The sequence below is a fragment of the Myxococcales bacterium genome, assembly GCA_016706225.1.
Taxonomy (GTDB): Bacteria; Myxococcota_A; Polyangia; order Polyangiales; family Polyangiaceae; genus JADJKB01.
Map to the genome: position 1 here is coordinate 741274 of JADJKB010000025.1, position 22186 is coordinate 763459.

Annotated in this window: 19 protein-coding genes; 5 read left to right on the forward strand and 14 right to left on the reverse strand. The window is 68.2% G+C overall.

Features of this window, described 5'->3' with window-relative positions:
- Positions 1-29: 29 nt before the first annotated feature.
- The 7 genes from murJ to tsaB all read right to left on the reverse strand — a co-directional run bounded on the left by murJ (position 30) and on the right by tsaB (position 5857).
- Positions 30-1637 carry a murein biosynthesis integral membrane protein MurJ gene (murJ, locus tag IPI67_41790; GenBank protein MBK7586707.1) on the reverse strand — a complete coding sequence of 536 codons (1608 nt, stop codon included), beginning with the start codon at positions 1635-1637 and terminating at the stop codon, positions 30-32.
- A 221-nt stretch (positions 1638-1858) separates the two neighbouring features.
- The gene (locus IPI67_41795; GenBank protein ID MBK7586708.1) at positions 1859-2380 is read right to left on the reverse strand and encodes a hypothetical protein; all 522 of its coding nucleotides are present in this window, start codon (positions 2378-2380) and stop codon (positions 1859-1861) included.
- A gap of 22 nt (positions 2381-2402) precedes the next feature.
- Positions 2403-3113 carry a DNA repair protein RecO gene (gene recO, locus IPI67_41800; GenBank protein MBK7586709.1) on the reverse strand — a complete coding sequence of 237 codons (711 nt, stop codon included), beginning with the start codon at positions 3111-3113 and terminating at the stop codon, positions 2403-2405.
- Positions 3114-3136: 23 nt separating this feature from the next.
- Positions 3137-3568 carry a helix-turn-helix domain-containing protein gene (locus tag IPI67_41805; GenBank protein MBK7586710.1) on the reverse strand — a complete coding sequence of 144 codons (432 nt, stop codon included), beginning with the start codon at positions 3566-3568 and terminating at the stop codon, positions 3137-3139.
- Between the two features lie 12 nt (positions 3569-3580).
- Positions 3581-4381, reverse strand: a complete 801-nt coding sequence (locus IPI67_41810; GenBank protein ID MBK7586711.1) for a tetratricopeptide repeat protein — start codon at positions 4379-4381, stop codon at positions 3581-3583.
- A 53-nt stretch (positions 4382-4434) separates the two neighbouring features.
- Complete coding sequence (locus IPI67_41815; protein ID MBK7586712.1) at positions 4435-5145, reverse strand: Crp/Fnr family transcriptional regulator; 711 nt, start codon at positions 5143-5145, stop codon at positions 4435-4437.
- A gap of 37 nt (positions 5146-5182) precedes the next feature.
- A complete protein-coding gene (gene tsaB / locus IPI67_41820; GenBank protein ID MBK7586713.1) occupies positions 5183-5857 on the reverse strand; it encodes a tRNA (adenosine(37)-N6)-threonylcarbamoyltransferase complex dimerization subunit type 1 TsaB in 675 nt (224 codons plus the stop codon).
- A gap of 399 nt (positions 5858-6256) precedes the next feature.
- Between tsaB and IPI67_41825 the strand changes: the two genes are divergently transcribed.
- On the forward strand, positions 6257-7822 hold the full coding sequence (locus tag IPI67_41825; protein MBK7586714.1) for an aminotransferase class V-fold PLP-dependent enzyme: 1566 nt from the start codon (positions 6257-6259) through the stop codon (positions 7820-7822).
- Between the two features lie 226 nt (positions 7823-8048).
- Here IPI67_41825 and IPI67_41830 read toward each other — a convergent pair whose 3' ends face one another.
- Together IPI67_41830 and IPI67_41835 are read right to left on the reverse strand one after the other, a co-directional pair.
- Entirely contained in the window at positions 8049-8519 is a 471-nt protein-coding gene (locus IPI67_41830; GenBank protein MBK7586715.1) for a hypothetical protein, read from the reverse strand.
- A gap of 1 nt (position 8520) precedes the next feature.
- Entirely contained in the window at positions 8521-9372 is an 852-nt protein-coding gene (locus tag IPI67_41835; GenBank protein ID MBK7586716.1) for a hypothetical protein, read from the reverse strand.
- A 164-nt stretch (positions 9373-9536) separates the two neighbouring features.
- On the opposite strand from IPI67_41835, the gene IPI67_41840 reads away from it, so the two are divergent.
- Positions 9537-9743, forward strand: coding sequence for a hypothetical protein (locus IPI67_41840; protein MBK7586717.1), 207 nt, complete (start codon positions 9537-9539; stop codon positions 9741-9743).
- 163 nt (positions 9744-9906) lie between these two features.
- On the opposite strand, the gene IPI67_41845 is transcribed toward IPI67_41840, so the two are convergent.
- From IPI67_41845 to IPI67_41860, 4 genes are all read right to left on the reverse strand, one after another.
- Entirely contained in the window at positions 9907-11160 is a 1254-nt protein-coding gene (locus IPI67_41845) for a hypothetical protein (GenBank protein MBK7586718.1), read from the reverse strand.
- Between the two features lie 98 nt (positions 11161-11258).
- On the reverse strand, positions 11259-12107 hold the full coding sequence (locus IPI67_41850; GenBank protein MBK7586719.1) for a ferritin-like domain-containing protein: 849 nt from the start codon (positions 12105-12107) through the stop codon (positions 11259-11261).
- Positions 12100-12615 carry a hypothetical protein gene (locus IPI67_41855; GenBank protein ID MBK7586720.1) on the reverse strand — a complete coding sequence of 172 codons (516 nt, stop codon included), beginning with the start codon at positions 12613-12615 and terminating at the stop codon, positions 12100-12102. Before IPI67_41855 ends, IPI67_41850 begins: the two co-directional genes overlap by 8 nt.
- A gap of 122 nt (positions 12616-12737) precedes the next feature.
- The gene (locus IPI67_41860; GenBank protein ID MBK7586721.1) at positions 12738-13058 is read right to left on the reverse strand and encodes a four helix bundle protein; all 321 of its coding nucleotides are present in this window, start codon (positions 13056-13058) and stop codon (positions 12738-12740) included.
- Between the two features lie 311 nt (positions 13059-13369).
- On the opposite strand from IPI67_41860, the gene IPI67_41865 reads away from it, so the two are divergent.
- The gene (locus IPI67_41865; protein ID MBK7586722.1) at positions 13370-14038 is read left to right on the forward strand and encodes an L-2-amino-thiazoline-4-carboxylic acid hydrolase; all 669 of its coding nucleotides are present in this window, start codon (positions 13370-13372) and stop codon (positions 14036-14038) included.
- 222 nt (positions 14039-14260) lie between these two features.
- Here IPI67_41865 and IPI67_41870 read toward each other — a convergent pair whose 3' ends face one another.
- Positions 14261-19270, reverse strand: coding sequence for a VWA domain-containing protein (locus tag IPI67_41870; protein ID MBK7586723.1), 5010 nt, complete (start codon positions 19268-19270; stop codon positions 14261-14263).
- 140 nt (positions 19271-19410) lie between these two features.
- Between IPI67_41870 and IPI67_41875 the strand changes: the two genes are divergently transcribed.
- Complete coding sequence (locus IPI67_41875; GenBank protein ID MBK7586724.1) at positions 19411-20793, forward strand: hypothetical protein; 1383 nt, start codon at positions 19411-19413, stop codon at positions 20791-20793.
- Entirely contained in the window at positions 20790-22172 is a 1383-nt protein-coding gene (locus IPI67_41880) for a hypothetical protein (protein ID MBK7586725.1), read from the forward strand. Before IPI67_41875 ends, IPI67_41880 begins: the two co-directional genes overlap by 4 nt.
- The last annotated feature ends 14 nt before the right edge of the window (positions 22173-22186 follow it).

Sequence of the window (22186 nt, forward strand, 5' to 3'; positions counted from 1 at the left end):
CGCGTCAGCCGAGGGCACGCCACGATTAATCAGCTCTTTGCCTTGCCACGCCGCCGGACTGCGTCGGCCAAGTTGCGAAGCTCCTCGCTCCGGAGGAACCAGGCGGCGAGCAGAAACACCACGCCGTAGCTCGCAACGGCGGCCAGGCCCGGCAAGAGCCGCTGTATCGGTCCTGCGCCAGCCGGGGCCTGCAACAGGTGGACGGCGCCGAGTCCGGCCGCGGCCGCGGGTGCCGCCGCGACCAGGGTCTTGGCTCCGGACTTCACGATCTCGAACAGATGGGTGTCTGCGAGTCGCCGCCGGAGTCCGATCCACAACAAGATCATCTGGGCGCCGCTGGCCCCGCTGACCGCGAGGCTGATGCCGACGTGGCCCAGCGAGCCCCGCAGGGACAGGGACAGCGCGATGAACACCCCCAGATCGAGCGCGGCCACGACGACCGGCGTTCGGGTGTCACCGAGGGCGTAGTACACCCCGACCAGCTGGCGAACGGCTGCGACCATCCAGATCCCGAGACCCTGGGCCGCCAGCGCTTTCGCGGTCTCGCGGGCGGACTCGGCATCGAACTGACCCCGCTGGAAGATCAGCACGACGATGGGCTCGGCGAGAACGACCAGGAGCACGCTGGCCGGGAGCGCCACGAACAGCGCGAGCCGCATGCCGAACGCGAACGTGCGTCCGACCTCGGCCTTGTCTCCGCGCGCGACCAGGAGCGCGAGGCTGGGCAGGGTGGCGCTCTGCAGTGCCATCACGAAGATGCCTTGCGGAAAATCACACAGCCGGAGCGCCCAGCCGAAATAACTCTGGGCGCCGACCCCGAGGTCCGAGAGAAAGCGCCGCGCCAGCACGACGTCCACGTAATAGACGCCGAGCCCGATCAACACCGGCCCCATGCGCCGGAGTGCGTCCTTCACGCCGGGGTCGTTGAAACGAAAGGTCGGTGCAACCAGGTAACCGATTCTGCGCAGGCTCGGCCACTGGGCCACGACCTGCAGCACACCACCGAGCAGCACCCCCGCGGCCAACGCCAGCGTGCGGTCGTGTCCCCGCGCACCAATGAGATCCGGCAGCCCGAGGGCGCACACGATGAACGCGACGTTGAGCAGCGCCGGAGCAAAGCTGGTTGCCACGAAGCGCTGATGTACGTTGAGGGCGGCGACCCCGAGGGCGGCAGTGCCCATGAAGAAGATGTACGGGAACACCCAACGAGTCAGGGTCACGGTGCGCTCGTACTGACCCTCGTGAGCGTGGAAGCCGCCGGCGAACAGCTCCACCAGCTGGGGAGCCAGGAGCACTCCCGCGATGGTCACCACCAGCAAGATCGCGAGCGAGAGCCCGCGCAGCGCACGAAAGACCCGGAGCGCCGCCTCGTCGCCCTCTTGCTCACGGGTCTTGGCCAGCACCGGCAGGACGGCGTTCTGAACGGCGCCCTCAGCCAGGAGTTGCCGCAACACGTTCGGGATGGTGAACGCAACGAAGAAGGCGTCGGTTGCGGCACGGCTGAAGACCGCGGCCAGAACCTGGTCCCGGACCAGGCCGAAGACGCGGCTGAACAGCGTACCGGCAGCGACGATGCCGGCGCGACCCGTGATCTTCTTGCGCTCGGCCTCCGCCGAGCTCGGGCCTTCGCCGGCCATCCCCTCGCGAGTAGCATCAGCGGGCAGGGATCTGCACCTTCTCGGCACCGAATTGTCGGGCTGTAGCGAGTTCGTGCAGGTCTTTCCTCGGCCGCCCGCCAACGCGCCAGGTCATGAGCTCCGGCTGCTCGCCCAGCTGGGGTGAGGTGCGCTCGAGAGCTGGCCCCACCCCACGCCGGCCGGCTCTGCCGGCGTGCGATCGGCCAATCTTCGACCGGCCTTCAGCCGCCGAACAGCTCGGCGTGGACCTCGTCGAGGATCTCTTGGGTCTCCTCTCGCGTCAGCTCGAACACGCTCGACAGCGCCTCGATGGCAGCGGCTTCCGCGTGCGCGACGTGGTCGTCGACGAACGCAACGCCCGCGGCCAAACGGAAACAGAACGCCCGCGCATCGGCCGACGGGATGCGTTGGGCGCAGGCGTCGAGGCGGGCTCGCCAGCCGTCCCGCGCAAGCTTCTCATTGAAGCGATCGAGCAGCGCTTGCAGATCGATGCCCTTGACGTGGTGCATGTCCACCACGGCCTGGAAGCTGGCCGCGAGTTGCTCGAGCTCGTCGCGCTGCACCACGCCGTCGACGGCCGCCATCAGAAACATGGTCTCGAGCGTCGCCTCGAACTCGGCGGCCTGTGCCTTCACCTTGTCGTCGAGCAACTCACCTGGGCGCAGGCTGCGCGCGAGTGCGTGGGCGGCTTCGCCCGCAGTGACTCCAGTTGCGATCTTCCTGAGACGGGCGTCGAGGACCATGGGGGGAGCGTATCAGACCCCGTCACTCGAAGCCCAGGTGCACAGACAGGGCGCGGTCGATCAGTGTGAGGGCGGCGTCGACGTCTCCCGGCTCGAGTACGCCGCTCTCTCCCTCCGCCGCGCGGATCATTCGCGCCCGTGGCCCGGCGCCAAGGCGCAGCCGTGCGCCGCCGCAGCTCACGCAGATCAGCCCGCCGCGAGCGACGTCCACCAGGGCAGTTTGTGCCGTTGGGCAGGCTTTCCCGCAGGAAACACAGCGTGCGAGGTCCAGCCCCCAGCCGAACGCAACCAGTAACGAGAGGCCTGCGTGGGCGAGCTCCGCGCGCGCTGACAATGCCGGATCCGGTAGCTCGAGCCGCGAGAAGAACACCTCGAGCGCACGCCACACCGCTGGCTCTGCCGTGCGCGGCGGCGCGGCGCGGCGCACCCAACCGAGCGCGCGGCCCGCGACCTCCATGCGCTCCAGACTGGTCAAGAGCATGGCACGCGGGGTCTCGAGCTTCGCCTCCCGGAGCTGCAGCAGCTCCGCACCAGCGCGTTCGTCGAGTCGCACCCGAAGCGTGTGCATTGGTTCGAGTGCGCTGCCAAAGCGCCGCTGACTCTTCTTCGCTCCCCGCGCGAGCGCGCTGACTCTGCCCAGCGTCTCGGTGAAGAGCGTGAGGACCAGATCACTCTCGCCGTACTCGACCCGGCGCAAGAGCCAGGCTCGGGTGTCGTGCGTCTTGTGAGCGATGCGCGCGCGAGCGGCCGCCACGGTCAGGCGCGGGCCGCGGGGCAGGGCAGCGCGCTCAGCTCTTGCGGCATGTCGTCGCCGCGAGGCTTCAGCACGATGCTGAGGGCGAGCGTGAACAGGATGAGCAACAGCACGAACGCGAGGGCTACGCCGTAGCGTTTGCCGCGGGCCGGCTTCACCGCGGGATTGCCGCTGGACAGGGGCAGGGGGGTGACCCAGGCCACTCGCCGACTGGCCGTGTAGAGCGCGAGCACCTCTTCCGGTGCCAGACCCACCGCGCGCGCGTACGCCTTCAAGAATCCGCGGACGAAGACTTCACCCGGCAGTTCGTCGAAGCGGTCGGCCTCGATGCGCTCGAGGCTGGACATCGGCACGCGCGTCGCGCGGCTGATCTCTTCCGCGCTCATCCGTTTTTCCAAACGGCTTCGGCGCAGGAGCTGTCCCACCGTCTCCATGTGGGCCGGAGCCTACTTGAGATTGGCCAGGATGGAGCTGCATTCTTTTCCCGCCGGAGAGGTCGGGTAGAGCTCCTTGCATTTGCGCAGATCGGCCTCGGCGTCAGCGCCGCGTCCGAGTTTCACCAGCACCCGTCCCCGCCCGAGGTAGGCGTCTTGCAGGCCCTTGCACGCCGGCGCCTCGGTCGCGAGGGCCCGGCTGAAGGCCTCGTTGGCCTCCGTGTATTGCTTCTTCTTCTCGTGTGCCACGCCCAACCGGTAGTTGCCGACGCAGAACAACGGTTGAGCGGCAACGCTGCGCGAGAGTGCATCGATGGCGGCATCGAGCTGCCCCTTCTCGAGAAACGCCCAGCCCAGATTTCCCCAAGCATTTTCGGGGGTCTGGTACAGCATGTCCTCCGACAGGGGTTTCAGGACCGCGATCGCCTCGGCGTACTTCTTCTCGTGAATCAGGACCACTCCCAGCGTGTTGGTCGCTTCGCGGAAGTCCGGTTTCACCTTGAGCGCGGCCTTCGCGTATTTCTCGGCCTCGGGGAGCCGGCATTCGTCGTTGCCGGTGCTGCACATGGCCAGGTAAATCAGCGCCACGAGGTGCGCGGCCTCGTGATTTTCGTCGTTCAAGTCCAGGGCTTTCAGCGCGTGCTCCAGCGCCTGGCGGGGATTCTTCTGTCGCAGGAACGCGTCGCGCGCGATGTCGTACTCGGACTCGCTCATGCGTTCCGGATCACCGCCCCCCGGGTTCTTGCTGCTCTGGCCTGCACAGCTGCCCAGAGCGAGGAGCAACCCGACGACCGCAGCATACGAGGCTTTCATGCGCGGCTCGCGATAGCGCACGGCCCGGGATGCGTCAACGCCGCGGGGTCGGCCTAGGTGCCGGAGATCGCAGCGGTCTTGCCCGGGGAGTCGTCGTCGCCGCGGATTTGGTCACGGACACCGAGCAGACCATACAGCTCGCGTAGGGCGTCAGGGTCCGGCAGCGCGACGCTCTCGTCCGTGATCTGTACGTAGCCTCGGTCCCTCAGCTCTTGGATGATGCTCTTGACGCTGTCGACGTCGAGGCCCACCCGAGCCGACAGCTCCAGCGGGGAAATGGCGATTTGCACCGGCCCTTCCCCTTCGGGGCTGGCCGCGATCGCGAGCTGAGCCAGCTTGATCAGGGAGACGACGACCTTGGAGTGGGAGTCCCGCAGCATCAGGATCTCGATCTGATCTTCGGCGTCTCGAAGCCGGCGAATGAGCTGCTGGAGCACCCGGCTGCCGACGGCGGCGTTGCTGGAGAGAACCTGCTGAAAGGTCGAGTGATCCAGGGCCAGAGCCAGGCCGTCCGAGAGGGCCACGGCGGTCGAGTTGTGCGGTGCGCCCCGCACCAGGGCAGATTCTCCAAACAGGTCGCCGGGCCGAAGTACGCGCAAGCTCCGCTCGACCGCCCCGACCTGTTTGATCAAGCGGACCCGTCCGTCCTGCAGCAAGTAGGCCTCGACGGCGGGCGAGCCGTCTCGAAACAACACGTCGCCACCCGAAAAAGGGCGGCCAAAGCGCGCAAGCAGCTTGTCTTGCTGTTCCTCCGGGCTGGACACGGCGGCAGTCTGCCAGTGCCGAAGGGGCGAGGGAAGGTCACTCTCGGATCGGCGACGGCGGCAGGCTCTGGGGGCTGGCCCCGGCATCCCGCACGTACAGCGGCTGTTCGAGCGAGGCCTCGACGCTGCGGCGTGCGGCAATCCGTCCCACGCCGACCGCATCCGGCAGAGCCGAGAGCTCATCCTGGTGGGGGCAGGCCGAGAAGCCCAGCTCTTTTGCGATCTCGCCCAGCCAGATCGCGTCGGGGAAACGCGCCTCGAGCTTCGAGGCCAGGTTCGCGCGGGGCAAGGCCTCGGGCTCCGAGAGCGGCGCGCCGTCCGGTCCAAAGGCCTGGGCGAAGATCTCGTCGCGCCGAGCGTCGAGCAATGCGACCCGGGCTCGACCCTCGGGGCCGAGCTCCGCCATGGCCTCCAGGGAGCCGACGCCAATGAGCGGGATCCCGAGCCCGAGCTGGATGCCCCGCGCAAACGCGATCCCGACGCGCAGGCCGGTGAAGCTGCCGGGGCCCATGCCCACCGCAACGCGCTCGATCGAAGCGCGAGTCCAGGCGGCTTCGCTCAAGACCCGATCGAGCAGTGGGGCGATGCGTTCAGCGTGGCGAGCCACCTCGGTGTGGGTCGCCCGCGCCACGAGAGCGGAGTCCTCGAGCAGCGCGACGGAGCCGCGTCGCGAAGAGGTCTCGATGGCCAGGATGCGCACGGCCTGACGCATAACAGAGGAAGCAAGGGTGTCCTAGAGCGCCGAACAGGTTGAACGTCGTTTGTTTTCCGGGACTTGCAAGGTGTTCGGCGCTCGCGCGCGGAGCGCGCACGGCCGAAGGCCGGGGGTTTGGGGCGCAGCCCCAACGTAAAGGTCCTAGAACACGAGCAGCGCAAGCTGATCGGTGTTCCAGAGCGCCGAACAGGTTGAACGTCGTTTGTTTTCCGGGACTTGCAAGGTGTTCGGCGCTCGCGCGCGGAGCGCGCACGGCCGAAGGCCGGGGGTTTGGGGCGCAGCCCCAACGTAAAGGTCCTAGAACACGAGCAGCGCAAGCTGATCGGTGTTCTAGCGAGGAGAGCTGGGACTCGGCGTGGCAAGCGCGGTATGACCCACGTGGGAGAGCTGCGCGTTATGGGAGACGGAAGAGCGTTCGAGCGATTTGCCAAGAGCTTCTTGGGACTGAACCGGGCAGATCCCGTGCGTGGAGGGGAGGCCGACAAGCGGCGCATCTATCTCGACACGACGGCGACGGCGTTGATGCCGGAGGTCGTGTGGCAGGGCCTCGGGCACTACCTGGAGAACGCCTGCGCGAACAGCCACACCGACGCCCACCGCGGCGGGCGCGACACCACGCGGGCGATCGAGGACAGTCGCGACGCCATCGGACGCCTGGTTGGGTACCAGCCGGAGCGCGACGTCGTGCTCTTCACCGCGAACGGCGCGACCGGCGCCACGAACTTCCTGGCGCGCGCGTTGTTCCCGGCCGAGTTGCGCAGTGTGCTCAAGCGTTTCCCGACCGGCTCCCCGGCTGAGCTGGTGCGCGCGCTAAAGAGCGCGCTGAGCGATACCGGTCGCGCCACGCTCGACGAGATGCTGGCTCGACCGTTGGTGGTGGTGACGATGATGGAGCACCACTCGAACCTGATCCCGTGGATGGAGGCCGTCGGGCACCACAACCTGCGGGTCGCGCGCGTCGATCCACTCACGGGCGCCCTCGACATGGCCGATCTCGAGCGGATCTTGCAGCGCGACGGGGCGCGAGTTCGGCTCGTAGCCGTCACCGAGGTCTCCAACGTCACCGGCATCGTGAACCCCGTTCACCGCATCGCGCGCATGGCGCACGACGTGGGGGCACAGATCCTCGTGGACGGCGCGCAGTCCGTGCCCCACGCCCGGGTCGAGCTGCACGGACCCGAAGGCCAGAGCCTCGACTACCTGGTGCTGTCGGGACACAAACTCTACGCACCCGGCAGCCGCGGGGCGCTGGTGGGCACGCTGGACACGCTGAGTGGGCGGCGCTGTGTCACCGATGTCGGCGGCGGCATGGTCGATTACGTCACGATGCAGGAGTTCGAGCTGAAGGAAGACGTGGCCGCGCGCGAGGAGGCGGGCACGCCGAACATCCCTGGTTCGATCGCCATGGGTCTGGTTGCCGAGACGCTGCTGGCCATTGGCATGGATGAGGTCTCGAAGCGTGAGCACGTGCTCACCAACAAGCTGGTCCGTCGGCTGGAGCGGGTGCCCGGCATGACGCTCTACGGCAGTACGGATCTCACCGCAGTGCCCCGCGCGGGGGTTGTGTCGTTCAACCTGGCGGGCCTGCATCACGGTCTGGTCGCCGCGTACCTGAACGACTTTCACGACATCTCGGTCCGCGACGGGTGTTTTTGCGCGCATCCGTACGTCAAGGCGCTGCTGCAGATCGACGATCAGACCGAGGCCAGTTATCGCGAGGAGATGTTGTGTGGCGATCGACGCAACGTGCCAGGCATGGTGCGCGCATCGCTGGGCGTCTACTCGACCGACGACGACGTCGAGGCGCTTGGGGACGCGCTCGAGCGTCTGGCGAAGCGGGCCGACGAGATGACCAGCCGCTACGCGGTGGATCGCGACGGCACCTTCCGCATGCGGGACGCGGAAGAGCTGCCGGTGACCTATGCCGTGGCGGACGAAGTGAGGCGTTGGCTCGCGCAGTGAGCTGAAGCTGCGCCCGGGGGCGCCGCCTTTCGCTCCCCTCTCTCTGCTGACAGCCCGGTCCAGACCCGGGACTCGCCAACGGCTGCCCAAAGTCGCGTCCCGTCGAGCCCCACTCGATGGGTCACGTCGTCGAGTGGCCGAGGGTTGGTGGTTTGCACCATCGAATTCGAGGCGCGCGCCGTGGTCGCGATCTGTCGACGAGATTGGGTTTTCACCACCCACAGGGTCAAGCGGTCTCTTCGCCCAGCTTCGTGGCGTCAGTCACGAGCCCTGGCTCGAAGTCATCGGTGACGGTGACCTCTTGGCACGAGGCCTGCCGCACCAGGCTGTCGAGAAGTCGAAACACTTCCTTGAATCCTGGCCAGCCCATGGGTGTGTGCCAGTCCACGGGCAGCGCGTACGCTTCGAGCTCGCCATTTCGCACGTGAATAGTGCGAAGCGCTGACCCGGGAGGGATCATGCTGGGCGGCATCTTCGGAAAGCCCGCTCCACGTAGCGACTCGAGCAAGCGTGCAATCACCGATGCGTCGACGCGGCCCCGATAGGTGCGTCGCCGCGTGTACCAGCGGTGCTCGAGATCGATGGTGCCATCGCCGCGGACCGTCAGGATATTGTATCCGAAACGGGCATTGGGGCCGCTTTCTATCCCACTGGCGTACGTGAGAACGAGCTGGGGCGTGAAGTCGAGTGCGTTCACGTCATGCTTCTGGTTCGTTGACCGTGACGAGGCCGGACAGCGCGAGCGCTCCTGGTTCCAGGCCTCGCGCGCGCAGGTGTTGGCTCAGCGCAGCGAGCGCTGGGGGTCCCCGAGGGCTGTCGCGCCAGGCTGCCTGGCCGAAGGCGCGGACTGGTTCGGCCGCTTCGCGACAGAGTGCGCGCGCCACGTCGTCACCGGCCATGGCGGCGAACGCCTCGAGCAAGTCGCGATCGGCGCGCTCGCTCGGGACCTCGATTTCTGCACGCAAACCCATGCAAGGCTCGCACGTACATTGCCCCGTGACCGCTGCAAGCTTCACGCGCGTGCGCTCGTCCGGAGCCAGTGAGTCGAACGGTGCGTCCTCTCCTCCATCGCGGCCGTAGTACCAGATGGGTGCACGCAGCTCATTTCCGATGGTCAGAGTGCGAAGGTCGTACAGGCAACCCGCAACGAACACCTGTGGAAACGTCGAGTGACGCGCTAGCTCGAACGCATCGATCGGTTCCCAGGTGAGCCGGAAGCCGAGGGGAAGCGCCACGCGTTCGTTCAGCCCTTCGCCCTCCCTCGCCAGCAAGTGCTCGATGAAATGGATGGTCCGATCAGCCGACGACGAACACGAGCCTTGCGCGAAGATCAGCTCGAGGGAGTCGTCCTCTTCGCACCACACACCTTCGTCCAGTGCCTCGCTCGCGGTTTCGTTGGCGTAGTACTCGAGGCGCGGCCAGTCGTTGGGAGCGAGGACCGCGAACCGAGTCACCATCGCGTCCCAGAGCGCCGTTGCGAGCTCGGTGGGTTCGGCTCCAGAGTCCGAGTCCATTCGCTCGATCTGGAGGCTCGTGGAGGAAGCACCCATATGCCGAGGAAGATAGCATCACACGCCACGGGCTTGCGCAATCCGCGTGCCCGCGCCCTCGCCCTCGCCCGCGCCTGCGCCCCCGCCCCCGCCCCCGCCCGCGCCCTGCGTCGATGCGACCTTCGGGCGCTCGTCCTCACCCGCCGATGACGTAGGCTCGGGGTATGTCGCACTGGCAGCACCGACCCGAGCCCGCCTGGCAGAAGTTCCGCTTCAAGCAACCGTACGCGCGGGGGCTCGAGCGCCTGCGCAACGACGTGCTCGGCAAGACCGACTTCGACCCTGCGGTGCTGTGGCAGTGGGGGACGATGCAGGCGTCGAGGCGCTTGGGGACGCGCTCGAGCGTCTGGCGAAGCGGGCCGACGAGATGACCAGCCGCTACGCGGTGGATCGCGACGGCACCTTCCGCATGCGGGACGCGGAAGAGCTGCCGGTGACCTATGCCGTGGCGGACGAAGTGAGGCGTTGGCTCGCGCAGTGAGCTGAAGCTGCGCCCGGGGGCGCCGCCTTCCGCTCTCCGCCCGACCTCGCGGCTCACCCGGCCAGGAGCGCGTGCGCCGTCACGTCGGCGCGCAAGCGTGGGTCGCAAGTGCTCATCGGGAAGCCCCCGAGTGCCAGCTTCGGGTCCAGCGCGGCAGGGATCGCGTCGGGAACGAACTGGTGGCAGAGCACGAAGTCTCGAGCGAGGGTCGCAGCGCTTTGGGTTGCGGCCCGCCTCGAGTCGGCCAGCGCCTCGGCGGTCAGCGCGGAGAGCGGCAGCTCCGGAATGGCGGCAAACGTCACTCCACCCAGATACGGCGGGGCACGCCGCAGCGCGTTCACGAGGGTGAGCTCGACGCGCTCGATGATGTCCGCCGCGCCGAGCGCACGCGCGGCGATCAACGTCCAGGGGGCCCAGGGGTCGACGCTGAGATGGTCGACACAAGCGCGCCAGAGCGCCGTCGTGCCGTCGTGTCCGAGCACGGAGACAAGTTGCGCGGCGTGCCAGGGCATATCGGAAAAATCAACGCGTGCGGCGATGGCGCGGAGCTCGGCGCGCACCCCCGCACCAGCTCGCGCGGCCATGGCCAGCGTGCCCGCGACACGGCAGGCGTGGGTTGGCCAGTTGGGCACGGGTTGCCCTCCGAGCGCTCGTTCGAGCTCACGCTCCAGGAAACGTAGCGCCCGGGCCGCAACCCGTTGGTGTCCGCCGTGGCGAACGAGCGCGGCGATCACGACCGCCGCCCGCGCGTGGTAGAAATCGCCGCGCGGAAAGCGCTCGCGGGTCTGCGGATCCAGCCCGTATTCGACGGCGCCGTCCGGCCCGACCCGCTTGGCGAGGAAGCGCGCAGCGAGGTCGTGCGCGGTTCGTCGAGCTTGCGCGCGGGGCATCGCCGGGGAAGACGCCGCAGTCCAGTCGGTCTCGAAACACCAGAGGCGTCCGCGGTCGAGGCTTCCGGGCGCGACGCTGGCGCGTCGCGCGATCAACCCGAGCAGCCCGGAGACATCGAGTCTTTCGTCGCGAGCGACGTTGGGCAGGACGACGACGAGGTCTCCGCTCGGCGGATCCCAACACAAACCGGTCACGCCGAGCTCGACACGTTCGGCGGCCTGATTCATGCGAATCCGCTCGAGAGTGCGCGGGTACGCGACCTCGAGCGCGACGCGTCCTCGGCCGGGTGTTGCGCCGTCGAGCGCACGAGCGATGGCCCGTTCGAGTCGCGCGCGAGCGCTGCCGGTCTCACCGGCGGCAAGGCCGACGAGCTTGCCGGCTGCGTAGGCGCTGACGAACGGCGTGGCATTCGGCACCGGGCTCCGCCCGGGCGCGCCGCCCGCGAGCCGTGCCGCGAGATCGCGACGCGTGCGGGGTGCGAGCCTCGCGCGGAGGGAGCGGAGTGGCGGCGAGCTCACGCGCGGCCGCGACGTCGCACGCGCCAGGCGTGCGACGCGCCGAGGCCCAGCGCGTCGAGGCCCGGGACGAGCTCGTCTTGCATCACGCGTCGCACGGCGGTGCGCTGCGACTTGGAGTCCAGCACTCCCAGAGCGTCCGCGGCCTTCTTGCACGAGCGCGGGGCGTCCCGGCCTTGCCAGAACTCCTCCTCGATCTTGATGATCATATCGGCCGCGAAGTCCGCAGCGCGCTGCAGCTCTGCGCGCGACCATTGTGGAGAGCGCCACGCCAGGTAATACCAACCGAGGCGCAGGTGGTGGATCTCGTCCGCGACGATCTGGTTCAGTACGGCTCGCACGACTGGATCGGTGGCGCGCTCGGCACAGGCCGAGATCAGCGCGGCCGAGAGCGTCTCGCTGATGGTCGGGAGCTCGATCATCATCATGTCGAGGCGTTCGAGGCTCGCGCTTCCGCCGGCGTTCTCCGCGTAGGTTGGCCGAGGGATGCTCAGCGTGACCTCACGGTCGGCGCACAGTGAGGCCATGTGCAGAGCGTGGTCGGCGTGTCGGATTTCATCGGCCGGAATTCGCGCGGCAGCGGCTACAAGATCGATGGGGGCGCCGTTCATCGCCAGCGCTGCCGACACCCGCGCGAACTGCTCCACGGCCAAGTACTCGCCGTGTGCCAGAGCGGACAGCTCGTTGACGGCGAGTGCGAGAGCCAGCTCGGGGTAGCGCGCACGGCGGAACTTCTCCCACGGGATCGGGCGCAGTCGGCGTGTTTCGCCGAGAGTGACCGCGCGCTGGTGCACGCGCTTGAGGGGTGTCTCGGTGAACGAACGGCGGACCGCGACCAGGTCAGCCACGCCGCTTCTTCTTTCCCTTTGCGCGTCGCGAGGCCTGGCGTTTGAGGGTCAACGCCGGGTCGAGCTTTCCGAAAGCACCCGTGACGCTCCAGCGCCCGTTTTGGTGTGTGTCATTCATGGCCGTCGAGTCAGCGGCGTCCAGTGCGTCCGACGCGGCGTCGGAGGGCTCGGCGTCGGTGTCAGCATCACCCGCCGCTCCATCGGTGCCGGCAGCACCACCGGAGTCCACACCGCCGGTACCACCACCGAAGGCGGAGCCCCCCACGCCGATGTAGCCGCCGCTCGCGCCATAGCCCGGCGCTCCGACCCCGATGAACCCACCACTTGCCCCGAGTCCGCCCGAGCCGCCCGAGCCGCCCGAGCCGCCCGAGCCGCCCGAGCCGGCGTCCTTCGCGCTTGCCCCGTCGTCGGTATCGTTGCCGCAAGCGGGGACCACCGTCACCGCCGCGAGCGTTCCCAAGATCAGCTTGGGTATGAACTGGATCTTCTTCCCACGCCGCTTGCTCATGCGCGCATGTTCTCATCGAGGCGCTTGGCTTGCAACGCCCGCGGTGACGCTTGCACTCTTGCTCGGAAGTCTCGGATGACTCGGCCCGGCGCCCGCGATGAGCGCAACGCCGGGCGGAGGGTTCAGGCGCCGACCAAGCGGACGAGCGTGCCGGTGACGCGCTTGAGCTTGGCGACGAGCGCTGGGTCGAGCGAAGCCAGGTAGCCAAGCGCGCAAGCGACCTTCAGACAGGCCAGAGTCTGGCGTGCGGAGCCGAGAGCGGTGTGATAGCGGGCCCGGCGAAGCTTACCGCGCGACCCCATGCCCTCGCCGACGTTGAGCGCAATGCTGGTGGCACAGCGACGCAGCTGACGGGTCAGGTCAGCATCGCGCCGTTCGAGCCGAGCGATGACGGAGCGGAGCTCCCGCAAGAGCTCGAGAATGACCGGATAGATTCGCAACATCGTCTTCCTCCTTGTCGGCGTCAGCCGACGGCCCCCCGCCATCGCCGCGCGGAGCGCGGCTCTGAGCCGCGGCCTGGCCTTGGTGCGCGCGAGCACGGCGACACAATGAGAACACCGAGCGACCCATCCCTTCCGCTTCGCCTTCGCTCTTCCCGCGATCTCTTCCCCCGCGCCCGCGACCGCGCCCCCGCCCGCGCCCGCGCCCTCGCCCCCGCCCCCGCCCGCGCCCCCGCCCCCGCCCGCGCCCCCGCCCTGCGTCGATGCGACCTTCGGGAGTTCGTCCTCACCTGCCGATGACGTAGGCTCGGTGTATGTCGCACTGGCAGCACCGACCCGAGCCCGCCTGGCAGAAGTTCCGCTTCAAGCAACCGTACGCGCGGGGGCTCGAGCGCCTGCGCAACGACGTGCTCGGCAAGACCGACTTCGACCCTGCGGTGCTGTGGCAGTGGGGGACGATGCAGGCGATGGCGCTGATCGAGCTGCTCGAGTCGGCAGAGGCGCGCTTTGGCGCCGAGGGGCAAGAGCTCGTGTACGCGGCGCTGCACAAGGTCGGCCTGGACGTCGGTCGGCAGATCCTCGACAGCTTCGAGTGGCCCCCGGACCTAACGGCGCCCGAGTTCGTCTCGTTCTACGCCACGGTGATCAACCGCATCGCGTATGCGTCGCTGGAAGAGCCGCGCATCGACACGAACGACCAGGTCAGCTTCGACATCGTGTGGTGCCCGCACCAGGACCACTACAAGGCGTTCGACTGCCGGGTGCAGCGTTATTTCGTGCAAGGCATGATCGACGCGGCCAAGGAGATCTCGGGTGCCTTCGGCTTCGAGGTTCGTTTCGACTCGACCATTCCGTCCGGCGCGCCCACGTGCCACTTCACGCTGTGGAAGGCGACGGATGAAGAAAAGAGCGTGTGGAGTGACACGACTCGGCTGATCAACGAGAAGGCGCTGGCGCGCTCGAAGCGCGATCGCGCGAAGTGAGGGCGGAGACAGCGCTGCGGGAACAGGCCACCGGCAACTGCGGTGCCGGGCACTCACTCCGGTGCGCGGTAGATGATCTTCGAGCGCTGGAGGGCGGCGTGGAGGCGCCGGTCCTTCGCCAAGCTGGCGTCGTTTCGCGGCACGTTCGGGTCGCGCAACATCGCCAGGTGTTCGTCGGCCAGCACAGCGCAGATGCAGGTCGCCGCGCGCTACACCGAAGAGTCAGGGTTGGGTGCATCCGTGCTTTGCGCAGCCGAACGGCGGGCAGCGCTCGATGCGCAGGGTTTGGAGGTCGCTGACGTTTCCGTACGCGTCGCGCAACCGGACGCCGAGCACGACTGATGCCGCCGACCCGAGCTTCACGGAGAGATTCGGTGTGAACGGCTGCCACGGCTCGGCATCGATCTCAGAGTCCATGGCGACCCGCATCTCCGCCACGCCGCTCGTGACCGCCGACGGGTCGAAGGACGTGCGGTCGTCGCCGTAGAGGTTGCGCAGCAGCTCGGGCTGCCCGTCGTAGGCCACTAGCCTCACCTTCGCGGTCGCGGCCTTGCTGCAGGCTGTGCGGGGTTCCAACGCCATCTCGAACGTGGGCGGCTCGGGATCGAGGCGAGGCGTGCCGCAGACCACAGGTGACCACGCACTGCTCGTGCCCGAGACGGCGACGCGCGCTCTGATGCAGTGTCGTACCTCGTTGGGAAGCGCGAGAATGACTTCGCCTCGATGCAGCACCGGCCCGTCGTACACGGTGACCATCTCGGCGCTCGCCGGCGCGGCTTGGACCTCGACGGACGCGCCGTCCCCTCCGGCGAGCCCCGTGCGTACTATGAGCCTCTCGTTGCCCGGCAACACCGCGAGGGTGGGGGCCGCGAACGTGTCATCGGCGGGGTTCGTGGGATCCCGGCCGTGCTCGATCTCCGAGCCGTCGGACTCGCCGCCGCCGTCGCTGTCCGAAAGATCGGGGCGAGTGTGGCGGAAGAACTCCAGCCAGTTCGGCGCGCCGTCCTGGTCGGGATCCAGATTCGCGTCGGGTACGTTGGGATCGGTACCGAAGAGCTCTTCCCACCAGGTCGGCAACAGATCGCCGTCCTGGTCGGGAGCGTTCCAAAGCCGCACGTTCATGTGCGTTTCCCGCCGGAAGGGCGCGCCCGAGCTGGGGGCAGTGCCGTCGGCGACCACGCGGATGGAGTACGAGCCGCTCGCCGCCGTGTTGGTGAACAGCGCGCCGAACAGCCCGTCGCCCGCGTCGCCGTCGCCGTGCTGGCCATCGTCCAGTAGCGGCACGATGTGGAGCGTGCCGTCGGGTTGCTTGACCTCGGCGTAGACGCTGGCGCCCGCGATAGCGTTTCCTTCGTGCGGCGCCGCCTGCAAGAGGAGTGGCCGCCCAACCCAACGTCCGTCGTCGAACGCCTGCCCGGCAGGTGGCTCGGTGATGATCGGCGTGCCACCCTGCACGTCGGCGCGCGCGAACAACCGGAGCCGGCTGCGGATGGCTTGTTCCATATAGACGCGGCTGGTGCTGCTCGCGTTCGGTGTGAAGGTCCACGTTCCCGGCTCGGGGTCGGCGATCCTGAACACGGCGTGGGCGTCGGGCGCGAGGCGCTCCGGCGCCACAGGCGCGCCGTGCGGATCGCGCAGCAAGAGCTCGACCAGCGTTGGATCCGGCGCGCTCGTCATCACCGAGACCAACAGCTCGCGCGTGCCGGGTTCGACGGCGAGTGGTGGCAGCGCTCCGAGGCCTGTGACGCGTGCGGTCGCGACGCGCTCGTGACCAGAGACCACGTTGAACGCGCTGCGGAACGCGTCGCCGAGGTCCAGCGACAGGGTCTGCACCTGCGAAACGCTTGGGGCGTGGAAGGAGACGCCGCCGCTGATCGCCGCTAGCGCCCCGAGCGCTTCCATGTCGGCGTCCGGGCCGACGCCGACGCCGGTGATGATGGGGGTGGGCAGGTTCTTCTCGACGCGCTTCTTGAAGCCGAGCGTCGGGTTGGCCCAGCTGCCCGCGCCGCCCAAGGGATCCCAAGGGGGAGCGGTCGGCACTGTGCCCGGGGCGCAGTTGAGGTCGTTCGGATCGGCCTCGCCGTCCGCCGACTCGTTGCCGTAGAAGTACCTGTGCGGGCCCCAGTCGCAACCACTGAGGCCGTCGCTCAGCACGAACACCGCGGGGACGGGATTCGCGCCCTGGTACGGCGCGGAGTCGAGCGCGTCTTGCGCCTCGAAGAGCGCGTCGCCCATGGCGGTCGCGCCCGCGGCGACGAGCGAATCGACGTCGTTCTTGAAGTCCTGTCGCGCGGTCGTGCTCGGATCGAGCCACGTGAGGCCGCGCAGAGTCTGTGCGTGCGAAGCGAACATCACCAGCCCTGCGGCGTCGACCGTATCCATGTGTGCATCGAGCACCAGCTTCGCGGCCTTCTTCGCGGCGTCCAGCTTCCCCGAGCTGCCCATGCTTCCGCTGGTGTCGAGCACGAACACCGTGTTCACGTTCTCGCGCGCCGTGTCGACCCGTAGCGCGCCGGGCTCGAGGTCTGCCTGCGAGGCCGTTCCGTTCTTGAGCCGGATCTCCAGGTCGAGCGTCTTCGGCCACGGCGTCGGGAAGTACAGGTCCGGCGGGACCTGCACGACGGCCATGTAGCTGCCACCGCTCATGCCGAGGAGCGTGAACGGGCAAGGCGCCGGGCTCTGCGGGCTGCTCGGGCAGTTGCCGGCGATGCTGGTGCCGCCCACCAAGACGTCGAGGTTGGACGAGTTCACGATGTCGTAGGGCTTGCCCGCGGCGTCGCGCGCGGTGAACATGAGCACGAAGGCCCGCTCGTCCCCGAACGGAGCGGGGGCGCCAATCAGCGCGGGTTTTCCCGCGGTTGGGGAGATGATGGTCAGCTCCGACTCCTCGGGTCCGAACTGCCAGCGGAAGCTGCTCGGGTCTGACCCGCCGCTGACAACGAGCAGGATCTCCTGCGTCGTCGCGGTGACCTTGACGGGAACACGCACCTTCCCCAGGTTCGCGGCGCTCGGGGAGCAGTCGTCCGCCAAGCCGGGCATAGGGGACGTACACTGCGGGTGCAAGGTCGCCACGCCGCTGGTGTTGACGGTGAAGACGCGGACGCGCGGCTTGCCCTTCTTCTTCTCCACCCAGACCTCGAGCTCTGTGCCGGCCCACCCGGGGTCGGGGCTGATCGAGAGGAACGCCGCGCGGTAGGATCCGAGCTGCTGCTCGTAGGGCGCGGCGAGGGTTGCGCCCGGCTGCAGGCGGTTCACGTTCTTCACCTTGCACGCCGCGTCGGCACACGAATACGTGTCGAGCACGCGATACGCGCGGTGGATCCCGTCTGGCATGGTGGCGAGGGCGTTCTCCGGGTACCCGGCGCCGTTGGCCCCGACGTACGGCCGGAGCGTGCGGAGCGGCGCCTTGGGGAGCGGGGCTGCCGGAACGCCGTGCGCGGGGTCCGCCTTCCAGAGCGGGGCGGTCGCGCCTGCGTTGAAGTCACCGAGCCACTCGGGCGTCCAGCGGTAGTCGCTCACGACGTAGTCCTTGAGCAAGAGCATGGTGTGGAAGTCGAAGAGCACATCGTCGAAGCTGCGACCGAGCGCAGCTTGTAGCGCGCAGCTCAACCGGGCTTGGGTGGAGTGCTTCGCGGGCGGACTGTTGGGGAACGCGCAGGGGTCGCCGCTCTGGCTTGGATCGAGCGAGCGGTAGAGGTAGCCGACGAGATCGATCCCCTCGTCGGCGCGCCGGACCGCGAGGTTCGCGGGCTTGCCGACGGCGTCGTAGCCGACAGGGAGCACTGAGTCCACGCCTGACGGGTGCGCTTTGGCTGACTTGAGCTTCGGAATCGCGAACTGCTCGGCGGCGTACCGGTAGAACCAGAAGCCGACGTACGGGGCGAGGTAGTTCTCGTTCCCCCCCGGAAACTCGAGATACTTGTCGATCACCTTCGCCCACGAGTCGTATCCGTACAGCGTCTGCGCCGAAACGCACGGCTTGCCCGCGGGGACCTTGTCTCCGTTCGGGTTGCCCGGGTAGCCCGTGAAGCACATCGTCACGCCTGCCAGCTCCGGCAAGCTCTCGTTGACCAGGAAGTCGCCGAACAGGACGTTGTATGCGTCGTACGCGCTCGCGTCCGTCGCGAGCTTGGCCCGCTTGGCCCCGAAGGTGTGGAAGTACTCGTGCCCGATGCTGCGGAGCACGTAGCCCGCGTCCTTGCTCAAGGGAATGACCGGGTCCTTGTCGAAGATCGCGCCGTTGAGCCAGCTCACTCCCAGGCCTTCCCCCCCGGTACCGGCGCCGTGGTGGGAAACCCACATCGACCGGGTGGGGCACGGCTGGCCCGTCGTGCAGGTCGAGCCGCTGGCGGCGCTGCCGTTGGTCCAAGGGATCAGCGCCGTGACACCAGCCTGAACCTGGAACTGATTCCAGTTCGAAGCATCGTCCATCATGCCGCGCCAGAACTTGACGGACGCGCGTTCGATGCAGGGCCCGAGTGTCGCGTGCTGGGTGTACCAGCAGGTATTGCCAGGGCACGCCGCGATGGCGTCGGGGTCGCAGACGCCCGGGTACTTGGTGAGCCACTGCGCGGGCAGTGGGAAGTCCGCCGGCGTGCCGTAGACCACGAAGTGTTCCGCGGCGGCGGTCGCTGTGCCCGGGCTTCCCGGTTCGATGCGCGTGGGCGTGCCGCAGAGCCCGCCCGCCGTGAGGTTCGCGTTCTGCGTGGTGAGCAGGTTCGCGCCGTCCTGAACCGTCTTGTTCACGACGATGAACAAGATCTTGTTGCGGTCGGACTGGGAGTCCCAGTCGAGCGGCGTGTTGAAGGAGACACCGGGAGCGCCGAGGCTCTGGGTCGGGCTCTGAACCTCGGTCGCCATCGGCAGGGCGCCCTTGAGCGGCGTCTCCCTGTAGATGATCCACGCGTCGTTGCCGGTCTGGCCCGGGCACCGCGCGATGCCGGCTTGCGCCGCGCTGGTCCAGCAGACCTCGACGCGATTCGTTGCCAGGATCTCGTCGTTCGCGTTCTCCAGCGCCTTGCCCAGCGCCCAGCGGAACTCCACGGTGATCTTGCGCGTGGCGCTGACGTTGCCGGCGCCTTTCGTCGCGGCGTCCGCGGGCACCGGCGGGGTCGGGATGCACCGAGCGAGCTGAGGGCGCAGCGGCTGTGCGGCGCTTGCAGCGCGCGCGCCGAGCACCGAAGCGCACCACACGAGAAGGAACGCCACCCACCGCCGCGCACCGTCCGCCATCGCGAGCCTCCCTGGCGCGCTGGTCCGAGCGCGCGCCGTAGAGACGACGGTACGCGTTTTTTTTTTTTCTCAACAACGGAGTAGCGCGAGTGGCGCGCTTTCACTCCGGCGCGTACACTCCCACACATCGGGCACTCGCCATGCAATTTCGAGAGCGCAGCTTCGCGGTCATGCTCGCCGGACTGGTTTCCTCCGCGGCGCTCGCGCTCGGGTGCAGCGAGTCGAGCAGCACGCCCGCATCCGGCGGAAGCGCCGGCACCGGGGGCATGGGCGCGACCGGCGGCGGTGCGGGGGCGGGGGCGGGCGGAAGCGCAGCCGGCGCCGGGTGCATGGAGATCCGTGTTGTCTCCGACATGGTCCCGACGGGGGCAGTGAAGTTCGTGCCGGGGTCGGTGGGGCAGATGGAGCGGGAGACGCTGTGGCGCGATGGCGATGGGCTTCACTTCGCCTGGAACGGCTGGATCACCGATGGCACCGGCGGAGAAGCGACCGGCCTGCGCCTCGTCATCAGTAGCTTCGACCCGAGCACGGGCCAGGCGCTCGGTCACCGGATCTTTCCCAACTTCGGCGGTGTGGTCGCGCGGGCGCCGAGCGGCATGCTCTGCGCCGCGGGAGCGCTGGTCGAGGGGACGACCCTCACGACCGGCGCGTTGATGGTCGATCTGACGGGTTCGAAGCCGGAGAAATTCGTGCCGCTGTACAGCGGGAGCGTTCCAATCCCGCATGTCGCCTGGGACGGCGAGGCGTTCGCCCTTCACCTGTGGGGCTCGACCGGCCTGGAGGTGAGCCGGATCAGCGAGGCGGGGGAGCTGTTGCTGCCTCCGTCGTACTTCGGCGTGTCCGCCGGCGTGCTGCCCGACCTCAACCTCTCGACCGATGCTGTGAGCGGAGTGTCGTTCGCGGTCAGCGGTCTCTTCCAGGATGTGCCGTGGATCGCAGCCCACACGCGCGACGGCAAGCCAGTGCCCGGGACGGAGGCGTTGGGCGGCAAGATCCTACCTGTTCAAGGCGACCTGGGCACGGCGACCGGAGTGGGTTTCAACGCTGTGCGGGGGGTACCGGGTGGCGCGATCGTTGCGTGGAGCCTGGCGGGGAGCAACCCGGACGCGATGGTCGTGGTCCAGAGGGTGGACTCCTCGTTGAACGCCCAAGGCGACGCCGTGCGGGTGAAACCCACGCAATACCTGGGGGCCGACACGACCAAGCGCTGGGTGACGATTCAACAGACCGCGGGTGGCTGGTGGATTGGCGCGTCTGGAAAAACGTTCCTGGAAGGCCTGCGGTTCAACGCGGCCAGCGGTCTCACGGTCGAGAACCTCTCGAGCTTCGAGCTGATCGAGAACGGGCAGAAGATCCTCGACTTCCGCCATTTGGGATCGGCAAGCTACAACGACGAACTCTGGCTCGGGTTCGTCGATTACACCGAGAGCAACTCTGGAGAACTCTACCAGCCCTACCGCATCGTTCGGATCCTCCCAGGTTGCGTGTACCCTTCGATGTGGGACCTACTGCACAAGAAGTGATGGGAGCGGGTGTGGGCTGGATGCCGATGCTCGCCGGACTGGTTTCCTCCGCGGCGCTCGCGCTCGGGTGCAGCGAGTCGAGCGGCACGCCCGCTTCAGGCGGAAGCGCCGGCACCGGGGGCATGGGCGCGACCGGCGGCGGTGCGGGGGCGGGGGCGGGCGGAAGCGCAGCCGGCGCCGGGTGCATGGAGATCCGTGTTGTCTCCGACATGGTCCCGACGGGGGCAGTGAAGTTCGTGCCGGGGTCGGTGGGGCAGATGGAGCGGGAGACGCTGTGGCGCGATGGCGATGGGCTTCACTTCGCCTGGAACGGCTGGATCACCGATGGCACCGGCGGAGAAGCGACCGGCCTGCGCCTCGTCATCAGTAGCTTCGACCCGAGCACGGGCCAGGCGCTCGGTCACCGGGTCTTTCCCAACTTCGGCGGTGTGGTCGCGCGGGCGCCGAGCGGCATGCTCTGCGCCGCGGGAGCGCTGGTCGAGGGGACGACCCTCACGACCGGCGCGTTGATGGTCGATCTGACGGGTTCGAAGCCGGAGAAATTCGTGCCGCTGTACAGCGGGAGCGTTCCAATCCCGCATGTCGCCTGGGACGGCGAGGCGTTCGCCCTTCACCTGTGGGGCTCGAGCGGTCTGGAGGTGAGCCGGATCAGCGAGGCGGGGGAGCTGTTGCTGCCTCCGTCGTACTTCGGCGTGTCCGCCGGCGTGCTGCCCGACCTCAACCTCTCGACCGATGCTGTGAGCGGAGTGTCGTTCGCGGTCAGCGGTCGGTTCGAGAAAGTGCCCTGGGTTAGTGCACACACACGCGACGGCTCGCCTGTCACCGGCACCGAGGCGCTCGGGGGGACGATACTGCCGGTGCAGGGCGACCTGGGCGGGGCGGTGAGCGTGGCGTTCAATGCGGTGCGCGGCGTGCCCGGAGGCGCCCTGGTCGCGTGGAGTCTTGCCGGCGGCGGCTCAGAGGCGATGGTCGTGGTTCAGCGAATCGACTCTGCTCTTGCGGCGAGCGGAGACGTCGTCCTGGTAAAGCCCACACAGTACCAGGGCGCCAACGAGGAGAAGGACTGGCTGACGATCCAAGATCGGCCCGAGGGGTGGTGGGTCGGCGCCTCGGGCCCGTTGTTCTTGGAGAGCGTGCGTTTCGCACAAGCAACAAGCGTGAACGTCGAGAACCTCTCGAGCTTCGAGCTGATCGAGAACGGGCAGAAGATCCTCGACTTCCGCCATTTGGGATCGGCAAGCTACAACGACGAACTCTGGCTCGGGTTCGTCGATTACACCGAGAGCAACTCTGGAGAACTCTACCAGCCCTACCGCATCGTTCGGATCCTCCCAGGTTGCGTGTACCCTTCGATGTGGGACCTACTGCACAAGAAGTGATGGGAGCGGGTGTG

What these genes read in the sequence shown, in the direction of transcription:
- tsaB (MBK7586713.1), bottom strand. Translation starts at nt 5,857, where the DNA reads ATGCGTCAGGCCGTGCGCATCCTGGCCATCGAGACCTCTTCGCGACGC.
- IPI67_41825 (MBK7586714.1), top strand. Translation starts at nt 6,257, where the DNA reads ATGGGAGACGGAAGAGCGTTCGAGCGATTTGCCAAGAGCTTCTTGGGA.
- IPI67_41795 (MBK7586708.1), bottom strand. Translation starts at nt 2,380, where the DNA reads ATGGTCCTCGACGCCCGTCTCAGGAAGATCGCAACTGGAGTCACTGCG.
- IPI67_41805 (MBK7586710.1), bottom strand. Translation starts at nt 3,568, where the DNA reads ATGGAGACGGTGGGACAGCTCCTGCGCCGAAGCCGTTTGGAAAAACGG.
- IPI67_41855 (MBK7586720.1), bottom strand. Translation starts at nt 12,615, where the DNA reads ATGAGCAAGCGGCGTGGGAAGAAGATCCAGTTCATACCCAAGCTGATC.
- IPI67_41870 (MBK7586723.1), bottom strand. Translation starts at nt 19,270, where the DNA reads ATGGCGGACGGTGCGCGGCGGTGGGTGGCGTTCCTTCTCGTGTGGTGC.
- IPI67_41835 (MBK7586716.1), bottom strand. Translation starts at nt 9,372, where the DNA reads ATGGGTGCTTCCTCCACGAGCCTCCAGATCGAGCGAATGGACTCGGAC.
- IPI67_41860 (MBK7586721.1), bottom strand. Translation starts at nt 13,058, where the DNA reads ATGTTGCGAATCTATCCGGTCATTCTCGAGCTCTTGCGGGAGCTCCGC.
- IPI67_41875 (MBK7586724.1), top strand. Translation starts at nt 19,411, where the DNA reads ATGCAATTTCGAGAGCGCAGCTTCGCGGTCATGCTCGCCGGACTGGTT.
- IPI67_41810 (MBK7586711.1), bottom strand. Translation starts at nt 4,381, where the DNA reads ATGAAAGCCTCGTATGCTGCGGTCGTCGGGTTGCTCCTCGCTCTGGGC.
- IPI67_41865 (MBK7586722.1), top strand. Translation starts at nt 13,370, where the DNA reads ATGTCGCACTGGCAGCACCGACCCGAGCCCGCCTGGCAGAAGTTCCGC.
- IPI67_41840 (MBK7586717.1), top strand. Translation starts at nt 9,537, where the DNA reads ATGTCGCACTGGCAGCACCGACCCGAGCCCGCCTGGCAGAAGTTCCGC.
- murJ (MBK7586707.1), bottom strand. Translation starts at nt 1,637, where the DNA reads ATGGCCGGCGAAGGCCCGAGCTCGGCGGAGGCCGAGCGCAAGAAGATC.